Raw genomic sequence first — 20,400 nt, 5'->3', positions numbered from 1 at the left:
GGGGGTCGCGTCGTTTCGGGACGCCGAGGGCTGGCATTCCGGCGGCGAATTAATTACTTTATGGCATATAAAATTTTTGCAGCCGGGATATTTGGAATATGAGCGCCCCCCAGCCCCCATCCCCCCCGCGGCTGCCGCCCGCCGCCTCCGAGCTGGCTCCGGGTCGGGTCAGCCTGGTCGGTGCCGGTCCCGGCGACCCGGAACTGCTGACCGTGAAGGCGCTGCGGCGCCTCCAGGCCGCCGACGTCGTCCTCCACGATCGGCTGGTCAGCGAGGAGATCCTGGCCCTCGCCGCGCCCGATGCCTGGCGGCTCTACGTCGGCAAGGCCCGCTCGGACCACAGCGTGCCCCAGGAGGGCATCAACCAGGCGCTGGTGGACTGGGCCCGGGCCGGCAAGCGGGTGGTGCGGCTCAAGGGGGGCGATCCCTTCATCTTCGGCCGCGGCGGCGAGGAGCTGGAGACGCTGGTGGCCGCCGGCGTCGAGGTGGAGGTGGTGCCGGGGATTACCGCCGCGTCCGGGTGCGCCGCCTACGCCGGCATTCCCCTGACGCATCGGGATCATGCCCAGTCGGTGCGGTTCATCACCGGCCACCTGCGCAACGGCAGCTGCGAGCTGGACTGGCCGGCCCTGGCGAGCCCCGGCCAGACCCTGGTCTTCTACATGGGCCTGGGTGGCCTGGCGATCATCAGCGAGCGCCTGCGGGCCCACGGCATGGCGCCGGACACGCCGCTGGCGCTGATCGAGCAGGGCACCACCGCCCGGCAGCGGGTGCATGTCGGGACCCTGGAACGCTTGCCGCCGGCCATCGCGCTGGGTAGCATTCGTCCACCGACGCTGATCGTCGTCGGCACCGTGGTGACGTTGCATGAGGCCCTGGCCTGGTTCGACAGCGAGCGAGCCGGCAGCCTGGGGTGGCTGCAGGGAAAGCATCCGTCACCGCCCGATTCGTCGCGAGGCGCCTGACCGGGAGCACCGGGCGTCGTCGATCACGAGGTTACGCATGCGAGTATGCGGCAAGGCGAGCCAGGCTCGTCATTCGGCCCTGCGCCTGGCGATGCTGGCCCTGGCGGTAGCGCTGGGCGTCGCCGCGCCGGGCCTGGCTCAGCCGGCCGACGGCCAGGCGTCGACGCTGCAGAAGGGGATCGCCTCCTACTACAGCGACCGCTTCCAGGGGCGGGCCACGGCCAGCGGCGATGCCTTCGACCAGGACGCGCTGACCGCGGCGCATCGCAGCCTGCCGTTCGGCACCAAGGTGCTGGTGACGCGCCGCGACAACGACCGCCAGGTCGAGGTGGTCATCAACGACCGCGGCCCCTTCGTCGAGGGTCGGGTCATCGACCTCTCCAAGCGCGCCGCGCGGCGCCTCGGCATGCTCGATCGCGGCACCGCCCCGGTGCGCCTGAGCCTCGTCGACTAGCCCTTCGGGCGCCGCTCACGGCGCCTCTCCCCCCCGCGAATACTCCCGCCGCCAGCGCGCCAGCAGCGCCTGCCGCTTGAGGTCGTCCAGGGTCGCCAGCAGCCCGGGGCCCAGGGCGATGGGGCGCAGCGCCTCGCCGTGGGCGGCGCGCATCGCCGCGGCCGTGCCCGGACCGTCCAGGTCGGGATGCACCGCCCCCAGCGGGGTGCGGGTCGCGATCAGGCGCTGTCCCGCCTCGCCGATCAGGAAGTCCAGGAAGCGGCGGGCGTGGGACGGGTGCGGGGCCTCCCGGGGGATCATCGCCAGCCGTCGGGTGACCAGCGCATAGTCGTCGGGGATCACCATGCTGAGGGCCGGATTCGACGCCACCGCCCCCTGGGCATAGCTGCCCAGCAGGTTGTAGCCCAGCCAGTACTCGCCCTCCGCCAGGCCCTCCAGCATCTCGCCGGTGGTGGCCGCCAGGGCGGCCTCGGCCTCGCCGAAGGCCGCCACCAGGTCCCAGTAGCGCGGCGATCGCCGCGCCTCCTCGATGGCGTAGGAATAACCCGCGCCGCTGCGCTCCGGGTCATAGGTCACCACCCGGCCGCGCAGGGCGTCGCCGTGACGCTCCAGCAGCGCCAGCAGGTCGGCGTGGCTGTCGGGGCGACCGAAGCGCTCGATCAGCTCCCGGCGCATCACCATCACCACCGGCTCGAAGGTGAAGGCGAACAGCTCCCGGCGCCAGCGGGCCCAGCCCGGCCAGGCCTCGGCGGCCGCGCTGTCGAGGGGGCGGGCATGGCCGTCGTTGGCCAGGCGATACTGCCAGGGCATCGCCGAGGACATCAGCAGGTCCGCCTCGCCGGGGCGTGACAGGAAGCGCCGGTAGAGGGTCAGGGTGTCGAGATTGCGGTAGGTCAGGGCGATGTCGGGATGGCGGGCGTGGAAGGCCTCGAGCAGTGGGCGCACATAGGGCGGATCCAGGGCGCCATGCACGATCAGGGCGTCGGCGGGTGACGCCTCCCCGTCGCGTGCCGGGTAGTGCAGGGTGCCGGAGGCGAAAGCCGCGGCGGGCAGGCAGAGCAGTGCCAGCAGCAGGCCGGCCATGGCGAGTGCTTTCATCGTCCAACTCCCGGAAAGTGCAGGCCGATTCGCAGCCCCCGGCCGTCCGCGGCATCTTCCAGGAACAGCCGGGCGCCGTGGGTCCTGGCGATGCCGTCGACGATGGCCAGCCCCAGGCCGGAGCCGTCGGGATCGTCGCTGCCGCGGTGGAAGGGGCGCAGCATCAGCAGGCGACGCTCGGCGGGGATGCCGGGGCCGTCGTCCTCCACCTCGAGAATCGTCGGCTCGGTGCGGACCCGGACCGTGATGCGCCGGGCCCCGTAGCGCCGCGCGTTGTCGATCAGGTTGCCCAGCGCCTCCTCCAGCTGCCAGTCGAGCCCCTGGATGGCGGGGGAGGTCGCCGGCGTCTCGACCCCCAGGTCGACGCCGTCGCGATGGCAGCCGGCCCAGTGCAGGCGCACCGTCTCCCGGGCCAGGGCGTTGAGATCGAGGCGCGCGAACTCGGGGTGGTACTCGGGGTTGTTGAGGCGCGTCAGCGACAGCAGCTGGACCGCCAGCCGGGAGATCCGGGTGCCGCCGGCATGGATGGTTTCCAGGGCCTCCCGCCAGCGGTCCGGGTCCTCCTGACGGAGAGCCAGCTCGGCCCGCGCCGTCAGCCCGGCCAGGGGCGTGCGCAACTGGTGTGAGGCGTCGCCGATGAAGCGCTCCTGGTTGGCGCGCACCCGGCGCATGCGGGCCAGCAGTTCGTTGAGCGCCTCGCGCAGCTCGGCCAGCTCCCGGGGCAGGGGCAGTTCCAGCGGCGCCAGGGTGCGCGGGTCCCGGGCGCGAATCGCGCGGCGCAGGCGGGTCAGTGGCGCCAGGGCGGCGCGGATCGCCAGCACCAGCAGCGCCGCGGCCAGGGCCGCCATGCCGAGGATATAGGCGAGATTGGCGCGCAGCAGCTCGGCGGCCAGGCGCTCGCGGCCCTCCCGGGTGTGGGCCACCCGGACCTCGAAGCGTTCGCCGCGGCGCCAATCCTCGAGGCGCGCGCCGCGCACCCCCAGCCGCAGGTCGAGCCCGCGGTGCTCGAGATCCGCGTAGCGCAGCGCGTCGCCCGCCGCGGGGCCTTCGGGGGCCGGGGGCAGCGCCGCGTTGCCGGTGACGAAGCGGCCCCGGGCGTCGAACAGGGCATAGAAGACCCGCTCCTCGGCGTCGGTGGCCAGCATCTCCAGGGCGGCGGGGGGCAGGTCCAGCCACAGCCGATCGTCCTGCCACTGCACCTGCTCGGCGATCGCCAGGGTGGCGGCCTCGAGCAGCCGGTCGTGGGCACGGTCCGCGGTGCGGCGGGCATCCAGCCAGGCCTGGAGCACCATCAGCCCGCCCAGGGCCAGCAGCGGCAGCAGCAGCCAGGTCAGCAGGCGGCGATACAGGCTGTCACGCCGGATCACGCCGCCTCCAGCAGGTAGCCGAGCCCGCGCACGGTGCGCAGGGCGACCCCGGTATCGGCCAGGCGCTTGCGCAGGCGGTGCACGTAGACCTCGATGGCGTTGTCGCCCATGGGCGCCCCCTGGAAGGCTTCCCCGGCCAGGCGGGCCTTGTCGACGGGCTCGCCGGCGTGGCGCATCAGGCAGGCCAGCAGGCGCTGCTCCCGGGGCGGCAGCGACAGCGCCTCGCCGTCCAGGGTGAAGCGCTGGGCCAGCGGCTCGAAGGCCAGCGGCCCCACCTGCAGGGCGCCGCCCCGTTCGCGGCGGCGCAGCAGCGCCCGCACCCTGGCCTCGAGCTCGTCCAGGGCGAAGGGCTTGGCCAGGTAGTCATCGGCGCCCAGGTCGAGGCCGCGGACCCGGTCGTCCACCGCGCCCCGGGCGGTCAGGATCAGCACCGGGGTGTCCGGGTCGTGGCGACGCAGGGTCGCCAGCACCTCCAGGCCGCCGCAGCCGGGAAGGTTGAGATCCAGCAGCACCAGGTCCAGCCCATGGTCGCCGGTGTCCAGGCGGGCGCGGGCGGCCTCGCCATCCTCCAGGCGATCGACCTCGTGGCCCTCCAGGCGCAGGGCGTCTCCCAGCGTCTCGGCCAGCAGCCGATCGTCCTCCACCAGCAGCAGTCTCATGGCGTCGCCTCCGTCGTCCGGGGCGCCGCCAGGCCGTCCCGGGCCCGGCTCAGGGCCTGGTGGGCCCTCGCCGTCGACAGCCGGCCGGCGGGGCCGGAGAGCGACAGCCACAGCGATGCGTCGGCGGCGTCCTCCAGGGGCAGGCAGACCATGGCGCCCCCGGGAAGCGGCGGGCGAGGGTCCGCCGGGTCGGCGAGCGGCCAGCGTCGCCCGGGGCGCAGCTCGTGGCGCAGCTCGCTGGCCGGCAGCGCCGCCAGGCGGCATTCGACCTGGTCGCCGCGGATTTCCAGCAGGGCGGCGGTCTCGCCGGTCTCGGCGGCCAGCCGGTCGAGCCAGGGCTGGACGCGCGCCGCCAGGTGGCGGCCGGGCGCGTGGCGCCGGGCCAGCCGGCCCGGGCTGGCGCCCAGCCGCCAGCGGCCGTCGGCACTACGCTGGACGTAGTCGAAGCGCTCCAGCGACCCGAGCAGGCGCAGCAGGGTGCTCTTGTAGAAGCCGGTGGCCTGAGCCAGCTCGGCCAGGGTCAGGGCTTCCCGGTCGGTATCGAAGGCCTCGAGCGCCGTCAGCGCCCGTTCCACGGCCTCCACGCGGTCCTGCGCCATGACGATCCCTCCGGGTGGGGTGGATGAGACTTTGGTCGGAAATCGGCGTCGTGGCGTTGACCCGCCCGAAGGGGACGCCTAGCTTTCCATTCTGAAGAACGTGATTCTGCCTTACAGAATTGTAAGCCAGGCGTCAGCGTTCGACAAGCCCCATCCGCCCATCCAAGGGAGACCACAACAATGCCCAAGACAACGCCGCTCAAGCTGATCGCCGTCGCCGCCGTCACCGTGTCCGCCGGAACCGCCCAGGCCTTCGAACCCGAAGGCAAGGTGGAATGCATCGCCCCCGCCGACCCGGGCGGCGGCTGGGACTTCACCTGCCGCAGCGTGGGCAATGTCCTCGAGCAACTGGACCTGGTGCCCGGCAGCGTCCAGACCATCAACATGGCCGGGGCCGGCGGCGGCGTGGCCTACGCCCACACCGTCAGCAAGCGCGCCGGCGACGACCAGCTGCTGGTCGCGGCCTCCACCGCCACCACCACCCGCCTGGCCCAGGGCCAGTTCCCGGGCATGACCGCCGACATGGTCAACTGGATCGGGGCCCTGGGGGCCGACTATGGGGTCATCGCCGTGGCCGACGACTCCGAGTATGACGACCTGCCCGAGCTGATGGACGCGATCAAGGAAGACCCGCGCAGCGTCAAGTTCGCCGGCGGCAGCGCCAAGGGCGGCTGGGATCACCTCAAGGTGCTGATCGCCGCTCAGCAGGCCGGCGTCGAGAACCTGCCGCGGATTCCCTACCTGTCGTACAACAACGGCGGCGAGGCCATGACCCAGGTGGTCGGCGGCCACGTGGACGCCTTCACCGGCGACATCACCGAGGCTCAGGGCTTCATGGAGTCGGGGGACCTGCGTGTCCTCGCCGTGCTCTCGGAGGAGCGCCTGCCGGGCGAGTTCGGCGACATCCCCACCGCCCGGGAGCAGGGCATCGATGCCATCGGCCCGAACTGGCGCGGCTTCTACATGCCGGCCGAGGTGTCCGACGAGGCCAAGCAGTACTGGATGGACGCCATGGACACCCTCTACGAGAGCCAGGAGTGGCAGGACGTCATGACCAATAACGGCCTGATGCCCTTCCACATGAGCGCCGGCGAGTTCGAGCAGTTCGTCACCGACCAGATCGCCGACATCAATCAACTCTCCCAGGATATCGGGCTGATCCAGTGATGACCTTCAACGACCGCATCTTCGGGGTCCTGTTGATCGCCCTGGCCGTCGCGTACGGCTGGGGCGCCACCCAGTTTCCCGAGCCGTTCGGCGGGGCCGAGGGCGTCGGCCCCGAGACCTTCCCCTATCTGCTGTCCGCGGTGCTGGCGCTGTCCAGCCTCTACCTGGTCGTGCGCCCCGATCCGGATAACGCCTGGCCCTGGAGCCGCACCGGCCTCGAGCTGCTGATCGCGGTGGCGGTGCTGATCGCCTACACCGCCCTGCTGCAGCCGCTCGGGTTCATCCTCAGCACCCTGCTGGCGGTGGGCACCCTGTGCTGGCGCATGGGCGCCAGCCCGGGCAGGGCCTACGCGACCGGCGGCGTCGCGGGCGTGGTGGTGTTCCTGGTGTTCAACTTCGCCCTCGATCTGGCGCTGCCGCTGGGGCCGCTGTCCTTCCTGGAGGTGAGCTGATGGAAACCCTGGGCTATCTGATCGACGGCTTCGGCGTCGCCCTGGCGCCGCATAACCTGATGTTCGCCCTGCTCGGCGCCTTCCTCGGCACCCTGATCGGGGCGCTGCCGGGCCTCGGGCCGGCCAACGGCGTGGCGATCCTGATTCCGCTGGCCTTCTCCCTGGGGCTCGCCCCGGAGACCGCGCTGATCATGCTCACCGCGGTCTATGCCGGCGCCATGTACGGCGGGCGCATCTCCTCGATCCTGCTCAACATTCCCGGCGACGAGCCGGCGATGATGACCTGCCTGGACGGCTATCCGATGGCCAGGAAGGGCAAGGCCGCCGAGGCGCTGGCGATCTCCGCCGTGGCCTCCTTCATGGGCAGCCTGATCGCCACCGTGGGCCTGATCCTGCTGGCTCCGGTGCTGGCCAGGTTCGCCCTGACCTTCGGCCCGGCCGAGTACTTCGCGCTCTTCCTGCTGGCCTTCGCCACCCTCGGCGGCATCACCGGCAAGAATCCCATGAAGACCGTGGTGGCGGCCTGCCTGGGCCTGATGATCTCCACCATGGGCATCGACAATACCGGCGTGCAGCGCTACACCTTCGGCGTGCTGGAGCTCTACGAGGGCGTCGACTTCATCATCGCCATCGTCGGCCTGTTCGCCATCTCGGAGCTGCTGTTCTTCATCGAGGACAGGGCCGGCGGCGGCAAGGAGAAGATGACCGTCAACAAGCTGTCGCTGACGTGGTCCGACATCCGCGGGATCATGCCGTCGAGCATCCGCGGCGGCGTACTGGGCTTCATCGCCGGGGTGCTGCCCGGTGCGGGCGCCTCGCTGGGCAGCTTCATCGGCTATACCCTCGAGAAGAGGGTGGTGGGCCGCAAGGGCCACTTCGGCCAGGGCGACCCGCGCGGCGTGGCCGGCCCCGAGGCCGGCAACAACGGCGCCTCCAGCGGTGCCCTGGTGCCGATGCTGACCCTCGGCGTGCCGGGCAGCGGCACCACGGCGGTGCTGCTGGCGCTGCTGATCTCGCTGAACATCACTCCCGGGCCGCTGATGTTCACCCAGAACGCCGACATCGTCTGGGGCGTGATCGCCGCGCTGCTGATCGGCAACTTCCTGCTGCTGGTGTTGAACATTCCGCTGGTGGGCATCTTCGTCAGGCTGCTCTCCGTGCCGCCGAAGTACCTGCTGCCGGTGGTGACGATGATCGCCTTCGTCGGCATCTACTCGATCAGCAACAGCGCCTTCGATCTCTACTTCATGGTGGCCTTCGGCGTGGCCGGGTATCTCTTCCGCAAGCTGGAGATCCCGCTGGTGCCGATCATCCTCGGCCTGCTGCTGGGTCCCGAGATGGAGAAGAACCTGCGCCATGCCATGGACATCGCCGACGGCGACTGGACCATCCTGTGGGACAGCGGCCTGGCCATCGGCCTCTGGGTGTTCGCCGGCCTGGGCCTGATCCTGCCCTACATCGTCGGTCCGCTGCTGCGCCGGCGCATGAAGGTGGCGACGGGTACCGGAGGCCCCGAGGGCGACTGAGACCGCCTTCCCGCCGTTCCGCACGGGGGCATCGGCAACGCCGATGCCCCTTTTTTGTGTCCAAGCCTCCGAGCCGGTGCGCCCTGTGCACCGTCATGGTGCTCGTTCTCGTTGTATGCATGATAGATGTGCATTGTGTACAAGGTGTCGATGGAGCATCCATTGCTTCAACTTTCTGATAGTGAAGGGCTAATCGTTCAGATGGGTGGCCTGGCACCTGATTTGCCTGAAAGGCATTCAGCGTATCGAGATCCCCGACATCGAGGTCGCCACCATGAACCTGCACGCGCCGGCCCCGCCGGATCAGGCCGTTGGCCACCGCTTCGACGGCGAGCGCCGCTGGGCGGCGTCGCTGGCGCTGGCCTTCGATGCCAGGGCGGATGGCCATACCCGGCTGGTCCAGGCGCGCCACCAGGGCCCGCTGCGGGTGCAGCGTCCCTTCTATCCGGAGGCTCCCGACGAGCGGGGCTGGCCCGGCCCCTGCCACGTCTACCTGCTGCATCCCCCGGGCGGGCTGGTCAGCGGCGACGAGCTGACCATCGAGGCCCGGCTGGCGCCCGGGGCCCAGGCGCTGCTCACCACCCCGGCGGCCAACAAGCTCTACCGCGCCGACAGCCAGGGCGTGCGCTGGCATCAGCACACCCGGCTCGGCGTGGCCGAGGACGCGCTGCTGGAATGGTTGCCCCAGGAGACGATCGCCTTCGACGGCTCGAAGGGCCGCCAGGTCACCGACATCGACCTGGCCGCCGGCGCGCGCTGCCTGGGCTGGGAAGTGCTGGCGCTGGGCCGGCCGGCCAGCCGGCTGCCCTATGTCTCCGGCGCCATCGAGCAGCGCTTTCGCCTCAGCCGTGACGGCCAGCCGCTGTGGTGGGAGCGCCAGGCGCTGGACCCGACCCATCGCCGCTTCCGCGGCGCCTGGGGACAGGGCGGGGCGAGCGTCCAGGCGACGCTGTGGGCGGTGGGGCTCGACGACGCGGCCGGCGCGATCGAGGCCCTGCGCGAGGCGCTGCCGGCGAGCCGAGAGTGGGCGGTCACGGCGCGCCAGGGCGTGCTGCTGCTGCGCTACCTGGGCAGTGAGCGCAACGCCGCCTGGTCGCTGTGCCAGCGGGCCTGGGAGGTGCTGCGTCCGCGGCTGGCGGGTCGCGAGGCCTGCCTGCCGCGGATCTGGCGGACCTGACCGGCAAGAGAAGGAAGACGGAAGACAGAAGAGAGGCTGGCTCCAAGGGGCGGGCGTCAAGGGTTTTCATCCCTCTTCAAGGCGCGAAGCGCCGGTCTTCCCTCTTATCGCGGCATCGCCGCCCTTTCTTAGGCGCATAGCGCCGCTCTTCCAGCTGGCAGGCACTGAAGGTAAACGACATGGTTTGGGAGCTATTGCGATGGAGCTGACCCCGAGAGACAAGGACAAGCTGCTGCTGTTCACCGCCGGCCTGCTGGCGGAACGGCGGCGCGACCGCGGCCTGAAGCTGAATTATCCGGAGGCGGTGGCGCTGATCAGCTGCCATGTCCTCGAAGGTGCCCGGGACGGGCGCAGCGTGGCCGAGCTGATGGGGGAGGGCCGAGAGATCCTCGGCTGCGACGACGTCATGGAGGGCGTGGCCGAGATGGTCGACCAGGTGCAGGTGGAGGCGACCTTCCCCGACGGGACCAAGCTGGTGACGATTCATCACCCCATCGTGTGAGGCGCGAGGGGGAAGGCGTGAGGAGAACGATGCGCCTCACCCCTTACGCCTCGCGCCTGCCCCCTCACTCCTCACGGCGACTGAAAGGAGCGAACAGATGATTCCCGGTGAATATCGGCTTCAGGACGGCGAGATCGCGCTCTGCGAGGGGCGTGAACGGATTACCCTCGCGGTGGCCAACACCGGCGATCGCCCGGTGCAGGTCGGGTCCCACTATCACTTCGCCGAGGCCAATCCGGCGCTGGTCTTCGACCGGGCCCTGGCCCGCGGCCTGCGGCTGGACGTGCCCGCGGGCACGGCGATCCGCTTCGAGCCCGGCCAGTCCCGGGAGGTGACGTTGATTCCGTTCGTCGGCCATCGGCGCATCTACGGCTTCCGCGGCGACGTCATGGGCCGCCTCGATCAGGGAGAAACCTCATGAGTGCCTCCGGGGACGCCCCGAACACCACCCCCAACGGCTCTCCCCATAGCTCACCAAACAAGATCTGCCGTCAGGCCTATGCGGATATGTACGGCCCCACGGTGGGCGATCGCGTGCGGCTGGGCGACACCGAGCTTTGGGTCGAGGTCGAGCGCGACGCTACCCACTACGGCGACGAGGTCAAGTTCGGCGGCGGCAAGGTGATCCGCGACGGCATGGGCCAGAGCCAGCGCCACGACGGCGCGGTCATGGACACCGTCATCACCAACGCCCTGATCCTCGACTGGTGGGGCATCGTCAAGGCCGATGTGGGCCTCCGGGGCGGGCGCATCGCGGCCATCGGCAAGGCCGGAAACCCCGACACCCAGCCCGACGTGGCGATCGTCGTCGGCCCCGGCACCGAGGTGATCGCCGGCGAAGGCAAGATCCTCACCGCCGGCCACATCGACGCCCATATCCACTTCATCTGCCCGCAGCAGGTGGAGGAGGCGCTGGCCAGCGGCGTGACCACCATGCTCGGCGGCGGCACCGGCCCCGCCACCGGCTCGAACGCCACCACCTGCACCCCCGGCGCCTGGCACCTGGGCAAGATGCTGCAGGCGATCGACACCCTGCCGATGAACATCGGCCTGCTCGGCAAGGGCAACGCCAGCCTGCCCGAGGCGCTGGAGGCCCAGCTCGAGGCCGGCGCCATGGGCCTCAAGCTGCACGAGGACTGGGGCACCACGCCGGCCTCCATCGACACCTGCCTGTCGGTGGCCGAGCGTTTTGATGTGCAGATCGCCATCCATACCGACACCCTCAACGAGTCGGGCTTCGTCGAGGACACCCTGGCCGCGTTCAAGGAGCGCGCCATCCACACCTATCACACCGAGGGCGCCGGGGGCGGTCACGCGCCGGATATCCTCACCGCCTGCGCCAGGCCCTATGTACTGCCGTCGTCGACCAACCCGACCCGGCCTTATACCGTTAACACCATCGACGAGCATCTCGACATGCTGATGGTCTGCCACCACCTCGATCCGAACATTCCCGAGGACGTGGCCTTCGCCGACTCGCGCATCCGTCGCGAGACCATCGCCGCCGAGGACATCCTCCACGACCTGGGGGTGATCTCGATGATCGCCTCGGACTCCCAGGCCATGGGGCGGGTCGGCGAGGTGATCTGCCGGACCTGGCAGACGGCCCACAAGATGAAGCTGCAGCGCGGCCTGCTGCCCGAGGATCGGGCGCGCGGCGCCGACAACTTCCGCGCCAGGCGCTACATCGCCAAGACCACCATCAACCCGGCCATCACCCACGGCATCGGCCACGAGGTGGGCTCGGTGGAGGTCGGCAAGCTGGCCGACCTGGTGCTCTGGAACCCGGCCTGCTTCGGCGTCAAGCCGGCGCTGATCCTCAAGGGCGGCATGATCGCCGCCGCGCCGATGGGCGATCCCAACGCCTCGATCCCGACCCCGCAGCCGGTGCACTACCGGCCGATGTTCGGCGCCTTCGGCCGCGCGGCGAGCGCGACCCGGGTGACCTTCGTCAGCCAGGCGGCGCTGGAGGCGGGCATCAAGGAACGGCTGGGACTCGACAGCGAGCTGGTGGCCTGCCGCGATGTGAGGCGGGTCAGGAAGGGCGATATGAAGCTCAACGACGCCTGCCCCGAGCTCGGCGTGGATCCGCAGACCTACGAGGTGCGCTGCGACGGCGAGCTGCTGAGCTGCGAGCCCCTGGCCGAGCTGCCCCTGGCTCAGCGCTATCACCTGTTTTAGCGGTGAGGAGTGAGGGGGGAGGAGTGAGGGATGAGGGGGAGAACACCTTACGCCTCATGCCTTACCCCTCTCCCAAGAACCAAGGACATCGTCATGTGGAAACTGAATCAACGCCTGGGGCCGATCGAGGCGAGCGCCGCCGTCGATACCCTGACCCTCGACTACGCGACCCGCACCCGGGGGCGCTTCAAGGCCAGCTCCGACGGCGGCCGCGAGCTCGGGATCTTCCTCGACCGCGGGCCGGTGCTGCGCCACGGCGACGGGCTGACCGGCGAGGACGGCCAGACGATCCGCGTCCAGGCCGCCGTGGAACCGGTGGTTACCGCGCGCCTCGAGTCGGGCCTGCCGCTGGCGCGGCTGAGCTATCACCTGGGTAATCGCCACGTGCAGCTCGCCATCGGCGCCGATGCCGATGCGGGGTCTACCGGTCTGGGCTGGGTCCGCTTCCCGCCGGATCACGTGCTGGAGGCACTGGCCGAGCGCCTGGGCGCGCGCCTCGAGCGTCACGAAGCGCCCTTCGATCCCGAGCCCGGCGCCTATGCCCGCGCCGGGGAGGGCGGCCATCACCATCATCACGGCCACCATCACGGTCATGACCATGCCCACTGAGTCGAGCGACGATCTGGCGCTGCTGGGGCTGATGCAGCTGGTCAGCCCGGCGTTGCCGATCGGCGCCTTCGCCTGGTCCCAGGGTCTGGAAAGCGCCTTCGAGCTCGACTGGGTGCGCGGCGAGGACGACCTTGGCGAGTGGCTGGAAGGCGTGCTCGACGACGGCCTGGCACGCTGCGAGCTGCCGGTCCTGGCGCGCTTCATGGTGGCCTGGGCCGAGGACGACGTCGAGGCGCTCGAGCACTGGAACGGCTGGCTCGCCGCCACCCGCGAGACCGCCGAACTCGCCGCCGAGGAAGCGCGTCTCGGCAGCGCCCTGACGCGGCTGCTCACGAGCCTCGAGCTGACGCCACCCGAGCCGTCGCGCCTCACCGGCATGGGCTATGTCGGCGTCTTCGCCTGGCTGGCCCATGCCCGGGGCGTGACGCCGCGCCAGGCGCTGCTCGGCTTCGCCTGGGCCTGGCTCGAGAACCAGCTCGCCGTGGCCTGCAAGGCGCTGCCGCTCGGCCACACCGCCGCCCAGCGGCTGATCGAGCGCCTGCGCCCGGCCCTGGTGACCGCCGTGGACGCGGCCCTGGGCCGCGACGACGACGAGCTCGGGCCGATGCTGCCCGGCCTGGCGCTGGCCAGCGCCCAGCACGAGACCCAGTACTCGCGGCTGTTCAGGAGCTAGGGGAAAGAGGGAAGAGGGAAGAGGGAAGCCAGGCTGGTCCCAGGCGTCGGGTGTCAAGGGCCTTCTTCCCAGGCGCGAAGCGCCGTTCTTCCTTCTTCTAGCGGCATCGCCGCGCTTCCTTCTAGCGGCATCGCCGCGCTTCCTGCTTCCTTTCTCTTAACCAAGTGGCATTCATGTAAGGAGCGAGAATATGACCCATTGCCTGCGTATCGGCGTCGGCGGCCCGGTGGGCTCCGGCAAGACGGCGCTGCTCAAGCAGCTGTGCCGGGCCCTGCGCGATCACTACGATATCGCCGTGGTCACCAACGACATCTACACCCGCGAGGACGCCGACTTCCTGACCCGCCACGAGGCGCTGCCGGCGGATCGCATCCTCGGCGTCGAGACCGGCGGCTGTCCGCACACCGCCATCCGCGAGGACGCCTCCATGAACCTCGCCGCCATCGACGACCTGCAGGCGCGCCACCCGGGGCTCGAGCTGGTGCTGGTCGAGTCCGGCGGCGACAACCTCTCGGCGACCTTCAGCCCCGAGCTCTCCGACCTCACGCTCTACGTGATCGACGTCTCCGCCGGCGACAAGATCCCGCGCAAGGGCGGCCCGGGCATCACCAAGTCGGATCTGCTGATCATCAACAAGATCGACATCGCCGAGCAGGTTCATGCCTCGCTCGCGGTGATGGAGCGCGACGCGCAGATGATGCGCGGCGAGCGGCCCTTCGTGTTCACCAACCTGCACGACGGGGTGGGAGTCGAGGAGATCATCGCCTTCATCCTCGATCGCGGCATGCTGCCGGAGCGCCGGCCGCCGGAGCGCCGGCCCCGGCACGTCGACGCCGACTGAATCCCTCTACTCATCACGGCAAGGAGATCGCCATGAAACTGTCTTCCCTCGTTCGCACGCGTGCCCTGGGCGCCGCCTCCCTGATGCTGGTCGCCGGCAGCGCCTGGGCCCACCCCGGCCACGACGTCGCCGGCGGCGGCTTCGCGGCGGGCCTGAGCCATCCGCTGCTGGGGCTGGATCACCTGCTGGCGATGCTGGCCATCGGGCTGTTCAGCATGCGCCAGTCGGCCGCGATGGGCCGCGTCGTGCCGCTGCTGGCGGTGGGCGGCATGCTGCTCGGCGCCGGCCTGGGCTGGGGCGGCGTGGCGCTGCCGGGCGTGGAGCTGGGCATCGCCCTGAGCGTGCTGTTGGCCGGGCTGCTGGTCGCCGCCCTGGCCCGGGTGTCCCCGGCGCCGGGAGGGATCGCCGTGGTCGCCTTCATGGTCTTCCACGGCCATGCTCACGCCGCCGAGATGCCTCACGGGGCCAGCACCCTGCCGTACCTGGCCGGCTTCAGCCTGGCGACCCTGGCCCTGACCGTCGCCGGCCGTCGCGTCGCCGGCTGGCTGATGGCCCGCGAGCAGCGGCTGCTGCGGGGCCTGGGCGTGGCCATCGCCGCCATGGGAGCGCTGTTCGCGGCCGGCTGACCCGACGGCGGCCAACCTTCCCCCGCGCCCGGCCTGGTGCCGGGCGCGCTGCGCTCCGGCGGCTCCCGCGTTATCCTGGCGTCGGAGGTCGCGGGCGACGGTGTCCGCGGCAAGCGCCAGGGAGGCGAGGAGAGATGGTCGGGACGAGGAGGCGTCGCATGTGGGCCTGGATGCTCGGAGCACTGCTGCTGGCCTGGTTGGCCATGGGCATCTGGCAGCGCTACAAGCCGTTGCCCGAGGGCATCGGCCAGGCGCATCCCCTGCGCCTCGCCGAAGCCCCGCGGCTGCTGGTCGACGAGACCTGGTACGACGCCGAGGGGCGCCGCCACCGCCGCCAGGCGATCTTCGACGAGGCCCTGGCGATGATCGGCCAGGCCCGGCGCCTGGTGGTGGTCGACATGTTCCTGTTCAACGACTTCGCCGGCGCCGCCGAGGGCGTCGACTTTCGCCCCCTCTCGGCGCAGCTCACCGAGGCGCTGGTGCGCCAGCGGCGCCGGCATCCCGGGCTCAGGGCGGTGCTGATCACCGATCCGCTGAACACCCTCTACGGGGGGCTCGAGCTTTCCCACCTCGAGCGGCTGCGGGCGGCCGGCGTCGAGGTGGTGATCACCGACCTGGAGCGGCTGCGGGCCTCCAATCCCCTGTGGAGCGGCCTCTGGCAGCTGGGGCCGCGCTGGCTGGGCAACAGCGCCGCGGCAGGCTGGCTGCCCAATGCCCTGGGGCCGGGTCGGGTGACCCTGCGCAGCTACCTGGCGCTGGCCAACGTCAGGGCCAATCACCGCAAGACCCTGGTGGTGGATCGGGGCGACGGCTGGGCGGGACTGGTGACCTCGGCCAACCCTCACGACGCCAGCAGCCTGCACGGCAACGTGGCGCTGCGCATCGAGGGCGCGGCGGCCCTCGACCTGCTGGCCTCGGAGCGTGTGGTGGCCGGCTGGTCCGGCACCACGCTGCCCGGCCCTGCACCGCCGCCCGCCGAGGACGACCTGATCGGCCCGCGCCTGCAACTGCTGACCGAGGGGGCGATCCGCGATGCGCTGATCACCGCCGTCGAGCGCGCCGGCGAGGGCGACCGGCTGGACGTGGCGGTCTTCTACCTGGCGCATCGCGAGCTGATCGAGGCGCTGATCGCCGCCCGCCGCCGGGGCGCGGCGATTCGCGTGCTGCTCGACCCCAACCGCGAGGCCTTCGGCCTCGACAAGGGCGGCATCCCCAATCGTCCGGTGGCTCAGGAGCTGGTCGCGGCCGGCATCCCGGTGCGCTGGTGCGTGACCCGTGGCGAGCAGTGCCACACCAAGCTGCTGATGCGGCGCCCCGCCGACGGCGGCGAGGTCGAGCTGATCCTCGGCTCGGCCAACTTCACGCGCCGCAACCTCGACGACCTGAACCTGGAGACCAGCGTGCGGCTGCTGGGCCCGGCGAGCCTGCCGGCCCTGGCCGACGCCGAGGCGTTCTTCGCCCGCCGCTGGCAGTCGACGCCGGAGCGCACCACCAGCGAGCCCTATGACCAGGCGGACGCGGTCGGCCGGGTCACCGGCTGGCGCTATCGGTTGATGGAGGCCACCGGGCTCTCGACGTTCTAGGACGCCGCCGGCGGGGGCTCGCGCTCGGGTGGGCGATCAGTCCACGTGGGTCACCGCCTGATGGCGCGAGTCCAGGTACCAGGGCAGGCCGAGGCGGGCGTTGCGCTCGAGCTCGGCGATCACCTGGGCGCCCAGCAGCAGGATGACGGCGCCGACCTCCAGGGTCAGCAACACCACGATCAGGGTCGCCAGGGAGCCGTAGACGGCGTTGACGAAGGACAGGTGGGCGAAGTAGTAGACCAGCAGCAGGCGTATCCCCTCCCACAGCAGGGCGGCCACGAAGCCGCCCACCAGGGCGCGGCGCAGCGCGACCCGGACCACCGGCATCACCTTGTAGATGGCGCTGAACAGCAGGAAGACGCCGGCGAAGCTGATCAGGTTCAGGGCGGTGCCGGACAGCCCCGCCAGCGGCAGCTCGCGGCCCAGCAGCGCCATCCACAGGGTGTTGACCGCATCCGCCAGGCTCACCAGCAGGGTCAGGGTCATCAACCCCGCGCCCAGCACCACCATGAAGGCGTAGGGCATCAGCACCGAGATCCATACCGAGCGCCGGGGGGCGGCGTCGGGGGCGTGGAAGATGATCGCCAGGGCGTCCTCGAGCATGCGGAAGGCGAAGGAGCTGAACACCAGCAGCACCGGCAGGCCGAGGAGGCCGATCGCCTCGCGGGAGTCGAGCAGCGAGCGCACCGCGTCCAGCAGCACCTCGGCATGGGCCGGCGCCAGGTGGCGAGCCTGGATGGCCAGCAGGGCCAGCAGCTGCTGCTCGTCGACCACCCGGGCGAGCAGCACCACCAGCAGCGCGAACAGCGGCACCACGGAGAGCAGGATGTTGTAGCCCACGCCGCCGGCCAGCAGGATGCCGCGGTTGCGCAGGAAGGCGCCCAGCACCCGCCAGGCGAAGCCCAGCGCGCGACGGGTCTGGCGAAAGTGGCGGGAAGGGGGCGTGGCTCGGGCCTTGGTGCGGATCATGGGTTCGCCGGACAGGGACATTGTCGGCATCATACGCCGCGCGACCTGGCCCTTGCCAACCCCGGGCGGCGCGGCGTGATCTATGCTGAAGCCGGTGGCCGGCGGAGGTCCGTCGGCCGGCATGTTCGGCGCCCGGAGGAAATCATCCATGGCCGAGACTTCGCTACGTCAGCTTTTTCGGGATCATCGCGTCAAGGCCCTGGCGGCCGTGGCGGTGATCGCCATCGTCTGGGCGCTGATCGCCCAGTCCAGCGTCAGCACCAGCAACCAGGCTCGGGAGTCGTTGCGCTCACGTCTCGATGCGGCCCTGGCGGACAACGAGGCGCTGTCGGCTCGCCTCGAGGAGATGAGCGCCGCCGAGACCGAGCTCGCCGACCTGCGGGCCGGGATCGCGTCCCTGGAGACGCGCCGCCAGGAGGGCCTGGCCCGGCTCGAGCGGGTCACCGGCGAGCTCGAGACCGCCGAGTCGACGCTCGAGGAGACCGACGCCCGCCTCGCGCAGGCGACGCAGGAGGCCGAGCAGGCCGAGTCGCAGGCCGCCGAGGCCCGCTCGCGCCTGACCGCGGTCCAGCGCCAGGCGGCCGAGGCGGAGCAGGCCCGGGATGAGGCCCAGGCTGCCCGAGACCAGGCCCAGGCCGCCCGGCAGCAAGCCGAGGCGGGGCGCGAGGCGGCCGACCAGGCCAGGGCAGAGGCGGAACAGGCGCGGGACGAGGCCATGAGTCGTCGCGAGGCGGTCGTCGAGGAGTTGACCGGGCTCGAGGCGCGGGTCGAGGCGCTCCAGGAGCGGCTGGACGGTCTGCGCGAGGAGCGGGCGACGCTCGAGTCCGAGCGGGAGGCCGCCCGTGACGAGCTCCGCGACATCCGGTCGCGCGTCCAGGCCGGCCGCGACGAGATGGCCGAGCTCGAGACCCGCATCGGCGAGCGGCGTCGCCTGATCGACCAGCTCCAGCAGGACGTCACCGGCTGGCGGCAGCAACTGGTCGAGCTCGGCGATCAGGTCGCCCGGCGAGCCGCCACCACGGACGAGGCCGCCGGAGAGGGCGAGGCGTCCACGGCCGAGGCGACCGCGGCCGAGTCGGCCGGCACCGAGACGACAGGCACCGAGACGGCCGGCAGCGAGGAGAGCTCCCCCGAGGAGGCCCAGGCGCCCTCCGACGATCAGTGAGAGCCGGTCGCCTCTGCCGCGCCCCTGTCGTTGTCGGACAGGGGGGCGGCATTGCATCGCCGGCCGCCGTGCCGGGTATACTGGGGCGGGCCGCTCGGGCGGCCCGCCAACCGCAAGTAAGGAGCGAGTCGTGATCGAAGGGGTCAAGCACATCGTCGCCGTGGCGTCCGGCAAGGGGGGCGTGGGCAAATCCACCGTCACCGTCAACCTGGCGCTGGCCATGGCGGCCGAGGGCTATCGGGTGGGCATCCTGGATGCCGACATTCACGGGCCCAGCCAGGCGCAGATGCTGGGGATCGAGGAGGGCACGCGGCCCGAGGCCGCCGGCGAGAATCGCATGAAACCGCTGCGCGCCCATGGGCTCCAGGCCATGTCGATGGCCTTCATGGTCGACACTCGCGAGCCCATGGTATGGCGCGGGCCCATGGTGGCCGGGGCCTTCCAGCAGCTGCTGACCCAGACCGTCTGGGACGACCTGGACGTGCTGTTCGTCGACATGCCGCCGGGCACCGGCGACATCCAGCTGACCCTGGCCCAGAAGGTGCCGGTGGACGGCGCGGTGATCGTCACCACGCCCCAGGATATCGCCCTGCTGGACGCCCGCAAGGGCATCGAGATGTTCCGCAAGGTCAATGTCCCGGTGCTCGGCGTGGTGGAGAACATGAGCCTGCACGTGTGTTCCAGCTGCGGCCACCGCGAGCCGATCTTCGGCGAGGGCGGCGGCGAGCGCATCGCCGAGGAGTACGATACCCGGCTGCTGGGCCGGCTACCGCTGGCGCTGGCGATTCGCGAACAGGCCGATGGCGGGCGCCCCACCGTGATCGCCGAGCCGGAGGGCGAGACCACGGCCACGCTGTGCGGGATGGCCCGGCAGGTCGCGCGCCGGCTCGAGGACGCGGCGACGGATGAGGGCCCGGAGATCTCCTTCAGCGATTGAGCGCGGGGGCAAGCGGCGCCGCTGCCTGCCTCGCGTGACGCCTCCGTCCGGGGCCGCTATCATGGCGGCCCCTTTCGTATCGATTCCACCCAGCAGGACGACCCATGAGCATCAAATCCGACCACTGGATCCGCCGCATGGCCGAGCGGGAAGGCATGATCGAGCCCTTCGAGGCCGACCAGGTGCGCTATGTGAACGACCGGCGGGTGATCTCCTACGGGACGTCCAGCTACGGCTACGACGTGCGCTGCGCCGACGAGTTCAAGGTCTTCACCAATATCCACTCGGCGGTGGTCGATCCCAAGGGCTTCGACGACAAGAGCTTCGTCGACGTCAAGGGCGATGTCTGCGTCATCCCGCCCAACTCCTTCGCCCTGGCGCGCACCGTGGAGTACTTCCGCATCCCGCGCAGCGTGCTGACCATCTGCCTGGGCAAGTCCACCTACGCGCGCTGCGGCATCATCGTCAACGTCACGCCGCTGGAGCCGGAGTGGGAAGGCCACGTGACCCTGGAGTTCTCCAACACCACCAACCTGCCGGCCAAGATCTACGCCAACGAGGGCGTGGCCCAGATGCTGTTCCTGGAGTCCGACGAGGTCTGCGACACCTCCTACAAGGATCGCGGCGGCAAGTATATGGGGCAGCGGGGGGTGACGCTCCCCCGGACTTGAGCAGTTCAGGAACGAGGTGCGAGGAGCGAGGCGCAAGGAACTCCTTGGCTCGCTCCTCCTGGATCATCAACACTGCCTGCCGAACCTCGAACCTCGAACCTCGAACCTCGAACCTCGAACCTCGAACCTCGAACCTCGAACCTCGAACCTCGAACCTCGAACCTCGAACCTCGAACCTC

The 20,400-nt window shown here is 70.9% G+C and carries 22 protein-coding genes; 17 read left to right on the top strand and 5 right to left on the bottom strand.

All coding sequences use genetic code 11. The features are described 5' to 3' along the window. Positions 1-98 precede the first annotated feature (98 nt). Positions 99-965, top strand: a complete 867-nt coding sequence (cobA, locus tag QC818_RS09305) for a uroporphyrinogen-III C-methyltransferase (protein ID WP_309652577.1) — start codon at positions 99-101, stop codon at positions 963-965. A 37-nt stretch (positions 966-1,002) separates the two neighbouring features. Continuing rightward, positions 1,003-1,419: a septal ring lytic transglycosylase RlpA family protein gene (locus tag QC818_RS09300; protein WP_309652576.1), complete on the top strand. Its 417-nt coding sequence runs from the start codon at positions 1,003-1,005 to the stop codon at positions 1,417-1,419. Between the two features lie 15 nt (positions 1,420-1,434). On the opposite strand, the gene QC818_RS09295 is transcribed toward QC818_RS09300, so the two are convergent. From QC818_RS09295 to QC818_RS09280, 4 genes are read right to left on the bottom strand one after another with little or no spacing between them, the layout of a single operon-like run. Further along, the gene (locus tag QC818_RS09295; protein ID WP_309652575.1) at positions 1,435-2,517 is read right to left on the bottom strand and encodes an ABC transporter substrate-binding protein; all 1,083 of its coding nucleotides are present in this window, start codon (positions 2,515-2,517) and stop codon (positions 1,435-1,437) included. Continuing rightward, complete coding sequence (locus tag QC818_RS09290) at positions 2,514-3,884, bottom strand: sensor histidine kinase (RefSeq protein ID WP_309652574.1); 1,371 nt, start codon at positions 3,882-3,884, stop codon at positions 2,514-2,516. The genes QC818_RS09295 and QC818_RS09290 overlap by 4 nt, the downstream gene beginning before the upstream one ends. Beyond that, positions 3,881-4,543 (bottom strand): response regulator transcription factor, encoded by a 663-nt coding sequence (locus QC818_RS09285; protein WP_309652573.1) that lies wholly within the window; start codon positions 4,541-4,543, stop codon positions 3,881-3,883. Before QC818_RS09285 ends, QC818_RS09290 begins: the two co-directional genes overlap by 4 nt. Beyond that, positions 4,540-5,142, bottom strand: a complete 603-nt coding sequence (locus QC818_RS09280; RefSeq protein WP_309652572.1) for a helix-turn-helix domain-containing protein — start codon at positions 5,140-5,142, stop codon at positions 4,540-4,542. The genes QC818_RS09285 and QC818_RS09280 overlap by 4 nt, the downstream gene beginning before the upstream one ends. A 180-nt stretch (positions 5,143-5,322) precedes the next feature. On the opposite strand from QC818_RS09280, the gene QC818_RS09275 reads away from it, so the two are divergent. The 12 genes from QC818_RS09275 (at position 5,323) to QC818_RS09220 (ending at position 16,479) form a co-directional block, all read left to right on the top strand. Further along, positions 5,323-6,309 carry a Bug family tripartite tricarboxylate transporter substrate binding protein gene (locus QC818_RS09275; RefSeq protein WP_309652571.1) on the top strand — a complete coding sequence of 329 codons (987 nt, stop codon included), beginning with the start codon at positions 5,323-5,325 and terminating at the stop codon, positions 6,307-6,309. Continuing rightward, positions 6,309-6,761, top strand: coding sequence for a tripartite tricarboxylate transporter TctB family protein (locus tag QC818_RS09270; RefSeq protein WP_309652570.1), 453 nt, complete (start codon positions 6,309-6,311; stop codon positions 6,759-6,761). Before QC818_RS09275 ends, QC818_RS09270 begins: the two co-directional genes overlap by 1 nt. Continuing rightward, positions 6,761-8,287 carry a tripartite tricarboxylate transporter permease gene (locus tag QC818_RS09265; protein WP_309652569.1) on the top strand — a complete coding sequence of 509 codons (1,527 nt, stop codon included), beginning with the start codon at positions 6,761-6,763 and terminating at the stop codon, positions 8,285-8,287. The genes QC818_RS09270 and QC818_RS09265 overlap by 1 nt, the downstream gene beginning before the upstream one ends. 274 nt (positions 8,288-8,561) lie before the next feature. Further along, on the top strand, positions 8,562-9,464 hold the full coding sequence (locus QC818_RS09260) for an urease accessory protein UreD (RefSeq protein ID WP_309652568.1): 903 nt from the start codon (positions 8,562-8,564) through the stop codon (positions 9,462-9,464). 199 nt (positions 9,465-9,663) lie between these two features. Then, positions 9,664-9,966, top strand: coding sequence for an urease subunit gamma (gene ureA, locus QC818_RS09255; protein WP_309652567.1), 303 nt, complete (start codon positions 9,664-9,666; stop codon positions 9,964-9,966). 97 nt (positions 9,967-10,063) lie between these two features. Beyond that, positions 10,064-10,387, top strand: a complete 324-nt coding sequence (locus QC818_RS09250; RefSeq protein ID WP_309652566.1) for an urease subunit beta — start codon at positions 10,064-10,066, stop codon at positions 10,385-10,387. After that, entirely contained in the window at positions 10,384-12,147 is a 1,764-nt protein-coding gene (ureC, locus tag QC818_RS09245; RefSeq protein WP_309652565.1) for an urease subunit alpha, read from the top strand. The genes QC818_RS09250 and ureC overlap by 4 nt, the downstream gene beginning before the upstream one ends. 93 nt (positions 12,148-12,240) lie before the next feature. Continuing rightward, on the top strand, positions 12,241-12,756 hold the full coding sequence (gene ureE / locus QC818_RS09240) for an urease accessory protein UreE (protein ID WP_309652564.1): 516 nt from the start codon (positions 12,241-12,243) through the stop codon (positions 12,754-12,756). Continuing rightward, the gene (locus tag QC818_RS09235; protein ID WP_309652729.1) at positions 12,746-13,429 is read left to right on the top strand and encodes an urease accessory protein UreF; all 684 of its coding nucleotides are present in this window, start codon (positions 12,746-12,748) and stop codon (positions 13,427-13,429) included. The genes ureE and QC818_RS09235 overlap by 11 nt, the downstream gene beginning before the upstream one ends. A 190-nt stretch (positions 13,430-13,619) precedes the next feature. Then, a complete protein-coding gene (gene ureG, locus QC818_RS09230) occupies positions 13,620-14,270 on the top strand; it encodes an urease accessory protein UreG (protein ID WP_309652563.1) in 651 nt (216 codons plus the stop codon). A gap of 32 nt (positions 14,271-14,302) precedes the next feature. Next, positions 14,303-14,896, top strand: coding sequence for a HupE/UreJ family protein (locus QC818_RS09225; RefSeq protein WP_309652562.1), 594 nt, complete (start codon positions 14,303-14,305; stop codon positions 14,894-14,896). A 158-nt stretch (positions 14,897-15,054) separates the two neighbouring features. Beyond that, positions 15,055-16,479 (top strand): phospholipase D-like domain-containing protein, encoded by a 1,425-nt coding sequence (locus tag QC818_RS09220; protein WP_309652561.1) that lies wholly within the window; start codon positions 15,055-15,057, stop codon positions 16,477-16,479. Positions 16,480-16,515: 36 nt separating this feature from the next. Here QC818_RS09220 and QC818_RS09215 read toward each other — a convergent pair whose 3' ends face one another. After that, on the bottom strand, positions 16,516-17,448 hold the full coding sequence (locus QC818_RS09215; protein ID WP_309652560.1) for a YihY/virulence factor BrkB family protein: 933 nt from the start codon (positions 17,446-17,448) through the stop codon (positions 16,516-16,518). A gap of 148 nt (positions 17,449-17,596) precedes the next feature. On the opposite strand from QC818_RS09215, the gene QC818_RS09210 reads away from it, so the two are divergent. From QC818_RS09210 to dcd, 3 genes are all read left to right on the top strand, one after another. Further along, positions 17,597-18,613 (top strand): coiled-coil domain-containing protein, encoded by a 1,017-nt coding sequence (locus QC818_RS09210; protein WP_309652559.1) that lies wholly within the window; start codon positions 17,597-17,599, stop codon positions 18,611-18,613. A 133-nt stretch (positions 18,614-18,746) separates the two neighbouring features. Beyond that, entirely contained in the window at positions 18,747-19,550 is an 804-nt protein-coding gene (gene apbC, locus QC818_RS09205) for an iron-sulfur cluster carrier protein ApbC (RefSeq protein ID WP_374710078.1), read from the top strand. A 104-nt stretch (positions 19,551-19,654) separates the two neighbouring features. Further along, complete coding sequence (dcd, locus tag QC818_RS09200) at positions 19,655-20,221, top strand: dCTP deaminase (protein ID WP_309652557.1); 567 nt, start codon at positions 19,655-19,657, stop codon at positions 20,219-20,221. Positions 20,222-20,400: the final 179 nt, after the last annotated feature.

The sequence above is a fragment of the Halomonas koreensis genome, assembly GCF_031451675.1.
Lineage (GTDB): Bacteria > Pseudomonadota > Gammaproteobacteria > Pseudomonadales > Halomonadaceae > Halomonas > Halomonas koreensis.
This window is presented reverse-complemented; position numbering and strand designations above follow the sequence as displayed.

Excerpts from the sequence above, each read along its gene's own strand:
- cobA (WP_309652577.1), top strand. The coding sequence starts at position 99 with ATGAGCGCCCCCCAGCCCCCATCCCCCCCGCGGCTGCCGCCCGCCGCC.
- QC818_RS09300 (WP_309652576.1), top strand. The coding sequence starts at position 1,003 with ATGCGAGTATGCGGCAAGGCGAGCCAGGCTCGTCATTCGGCCCTGCGC.
- QC818_RS09295 (WP_309652575.1), bottom strand. The coding sequence starts at position 2,517 with ATGAAAGCACTCGCCATGGCCGGCCTGCTGCTGGCACTGCTCTGCCTG.
- QC818_RS09285 (WP_309652573.1), bottom strand. The coding sequence starts at position 4,543 with ATGAGACTGCTGCTGGTGGAGGACGATCGGCTGCTGGCCGAGACGCTG.
- QC818_RS09280 (WP_309652572.1), bottom strand. The coding sequence starts at position 5,142 with ATGGCGCAGGACCGCGTGGAGGCCGTGGAACGGGCGCTGACGGCGCTC.
- QC818_RS09275 (WP_309652571.1), top strand. The coding sequence starts at position 5,323 with ATGCCCAAGACAACGCCGCTCAAGCTGATCGCCGTCGCCGCCGTCACC.
- QC818_RS09270 (WP_309652570.1), top strand. The coding sequence starts at position 6,309 with ATGACCTTCAACGACCGCATCTTCGGGGTCCTGTTGATCGCCCTGGCC.
- QC818_RS09265 (WP_309652569.1), top strand. The coding sequence starts at position 6,761 with ATGGAAACCCTGGGCTATCTGATCGACGGCTTCGGCGTCGCCCTGGCG.
- QC818_RS09260 (WP_309652568.1), top strand. The coding sequence starts at position 8,562 with ATGAACCTGCACGCGCCGGCCCCGCCGGATCAGGCCGTTGGCCACCGC.
- ureA (WP_309652567.1), top strand. The coding sequence starts at position 9,664 with ATGGAGCTGACCCCGAGAGACAAGGACAAGCTGCTGCTGTTCACCGCC.
- QC818_RS09250 (WP_309652566.1), top strand. The coding sequence starts at position 10,064 with ATGATTCCCGGTGAATATCGGCTTCAGGACGGCGAGATCGCGCTCTGC.
- ureC (WP_309652565.1), top strand. The coding sequence starts at position 10,384 with ATGAGTGCCTCCGGGGACGCCCCGAACACCACCCCCAACGGCTCTCCC.
- ureE (WP_309652564.1), top strand. The coding sequence starts at position 12,241 with ATGTGGAAACTGAATCAACGCCTGGGGCCGATCGAGGCGAGCGCCGCC.
- QC818_RS09235 (WP_309652729.1), top strand. The coding sequence starts at position 12,746 with ATGCCCACTGAGTCGAGCGACGATCTGGCGCTGCTGGGGCTGATGCAG.
- ureG (WP_309652563.1), top strand. The coding sequence starts at position 13,620 with ATGACCCATTGCCTGCGTATCGGCGTCGGCGGCCCGGTGGGCTCCGGC.
- QC818_RS09225 (WP_309652562.1), top strand. The coding sequence starts at position 14,303 with ATGAAACTGTCTTCCCTCGTTCGCACGCGTGCCCTGGGCGCCGCCTCC.
- QC818_RS09220 (WP_309652561.1), top strand. The coding sequence starts at position 15,055 with ATGTGGGCCTGGATGCTCGGAGCACTGCTGCTGGCCTGGTTGGCCATG.
- QC818_RS09215 (WP_309652560.1), bottom strand. The coding sequence starts at position 17,448 with ATGATCCGCACCAAGGCCCGAGCCACGCCCCCTTCCCGCCACTTTCGC.
- QC818_RS09210 (WP_309652559.1), top strand. The coding sequence starts at position 17,597 with ATGGCCGAGACTTCGCTACGTCAGCTTTTTCGGGATCATCGCGTCAAG.
- dcd (WP_309652557.1), top strand. The coding sequence starts at position 19,655 with ATGAGCATCAAATCCGACCACTGGATCCGCCGCATGGCCGAGCGGGAA.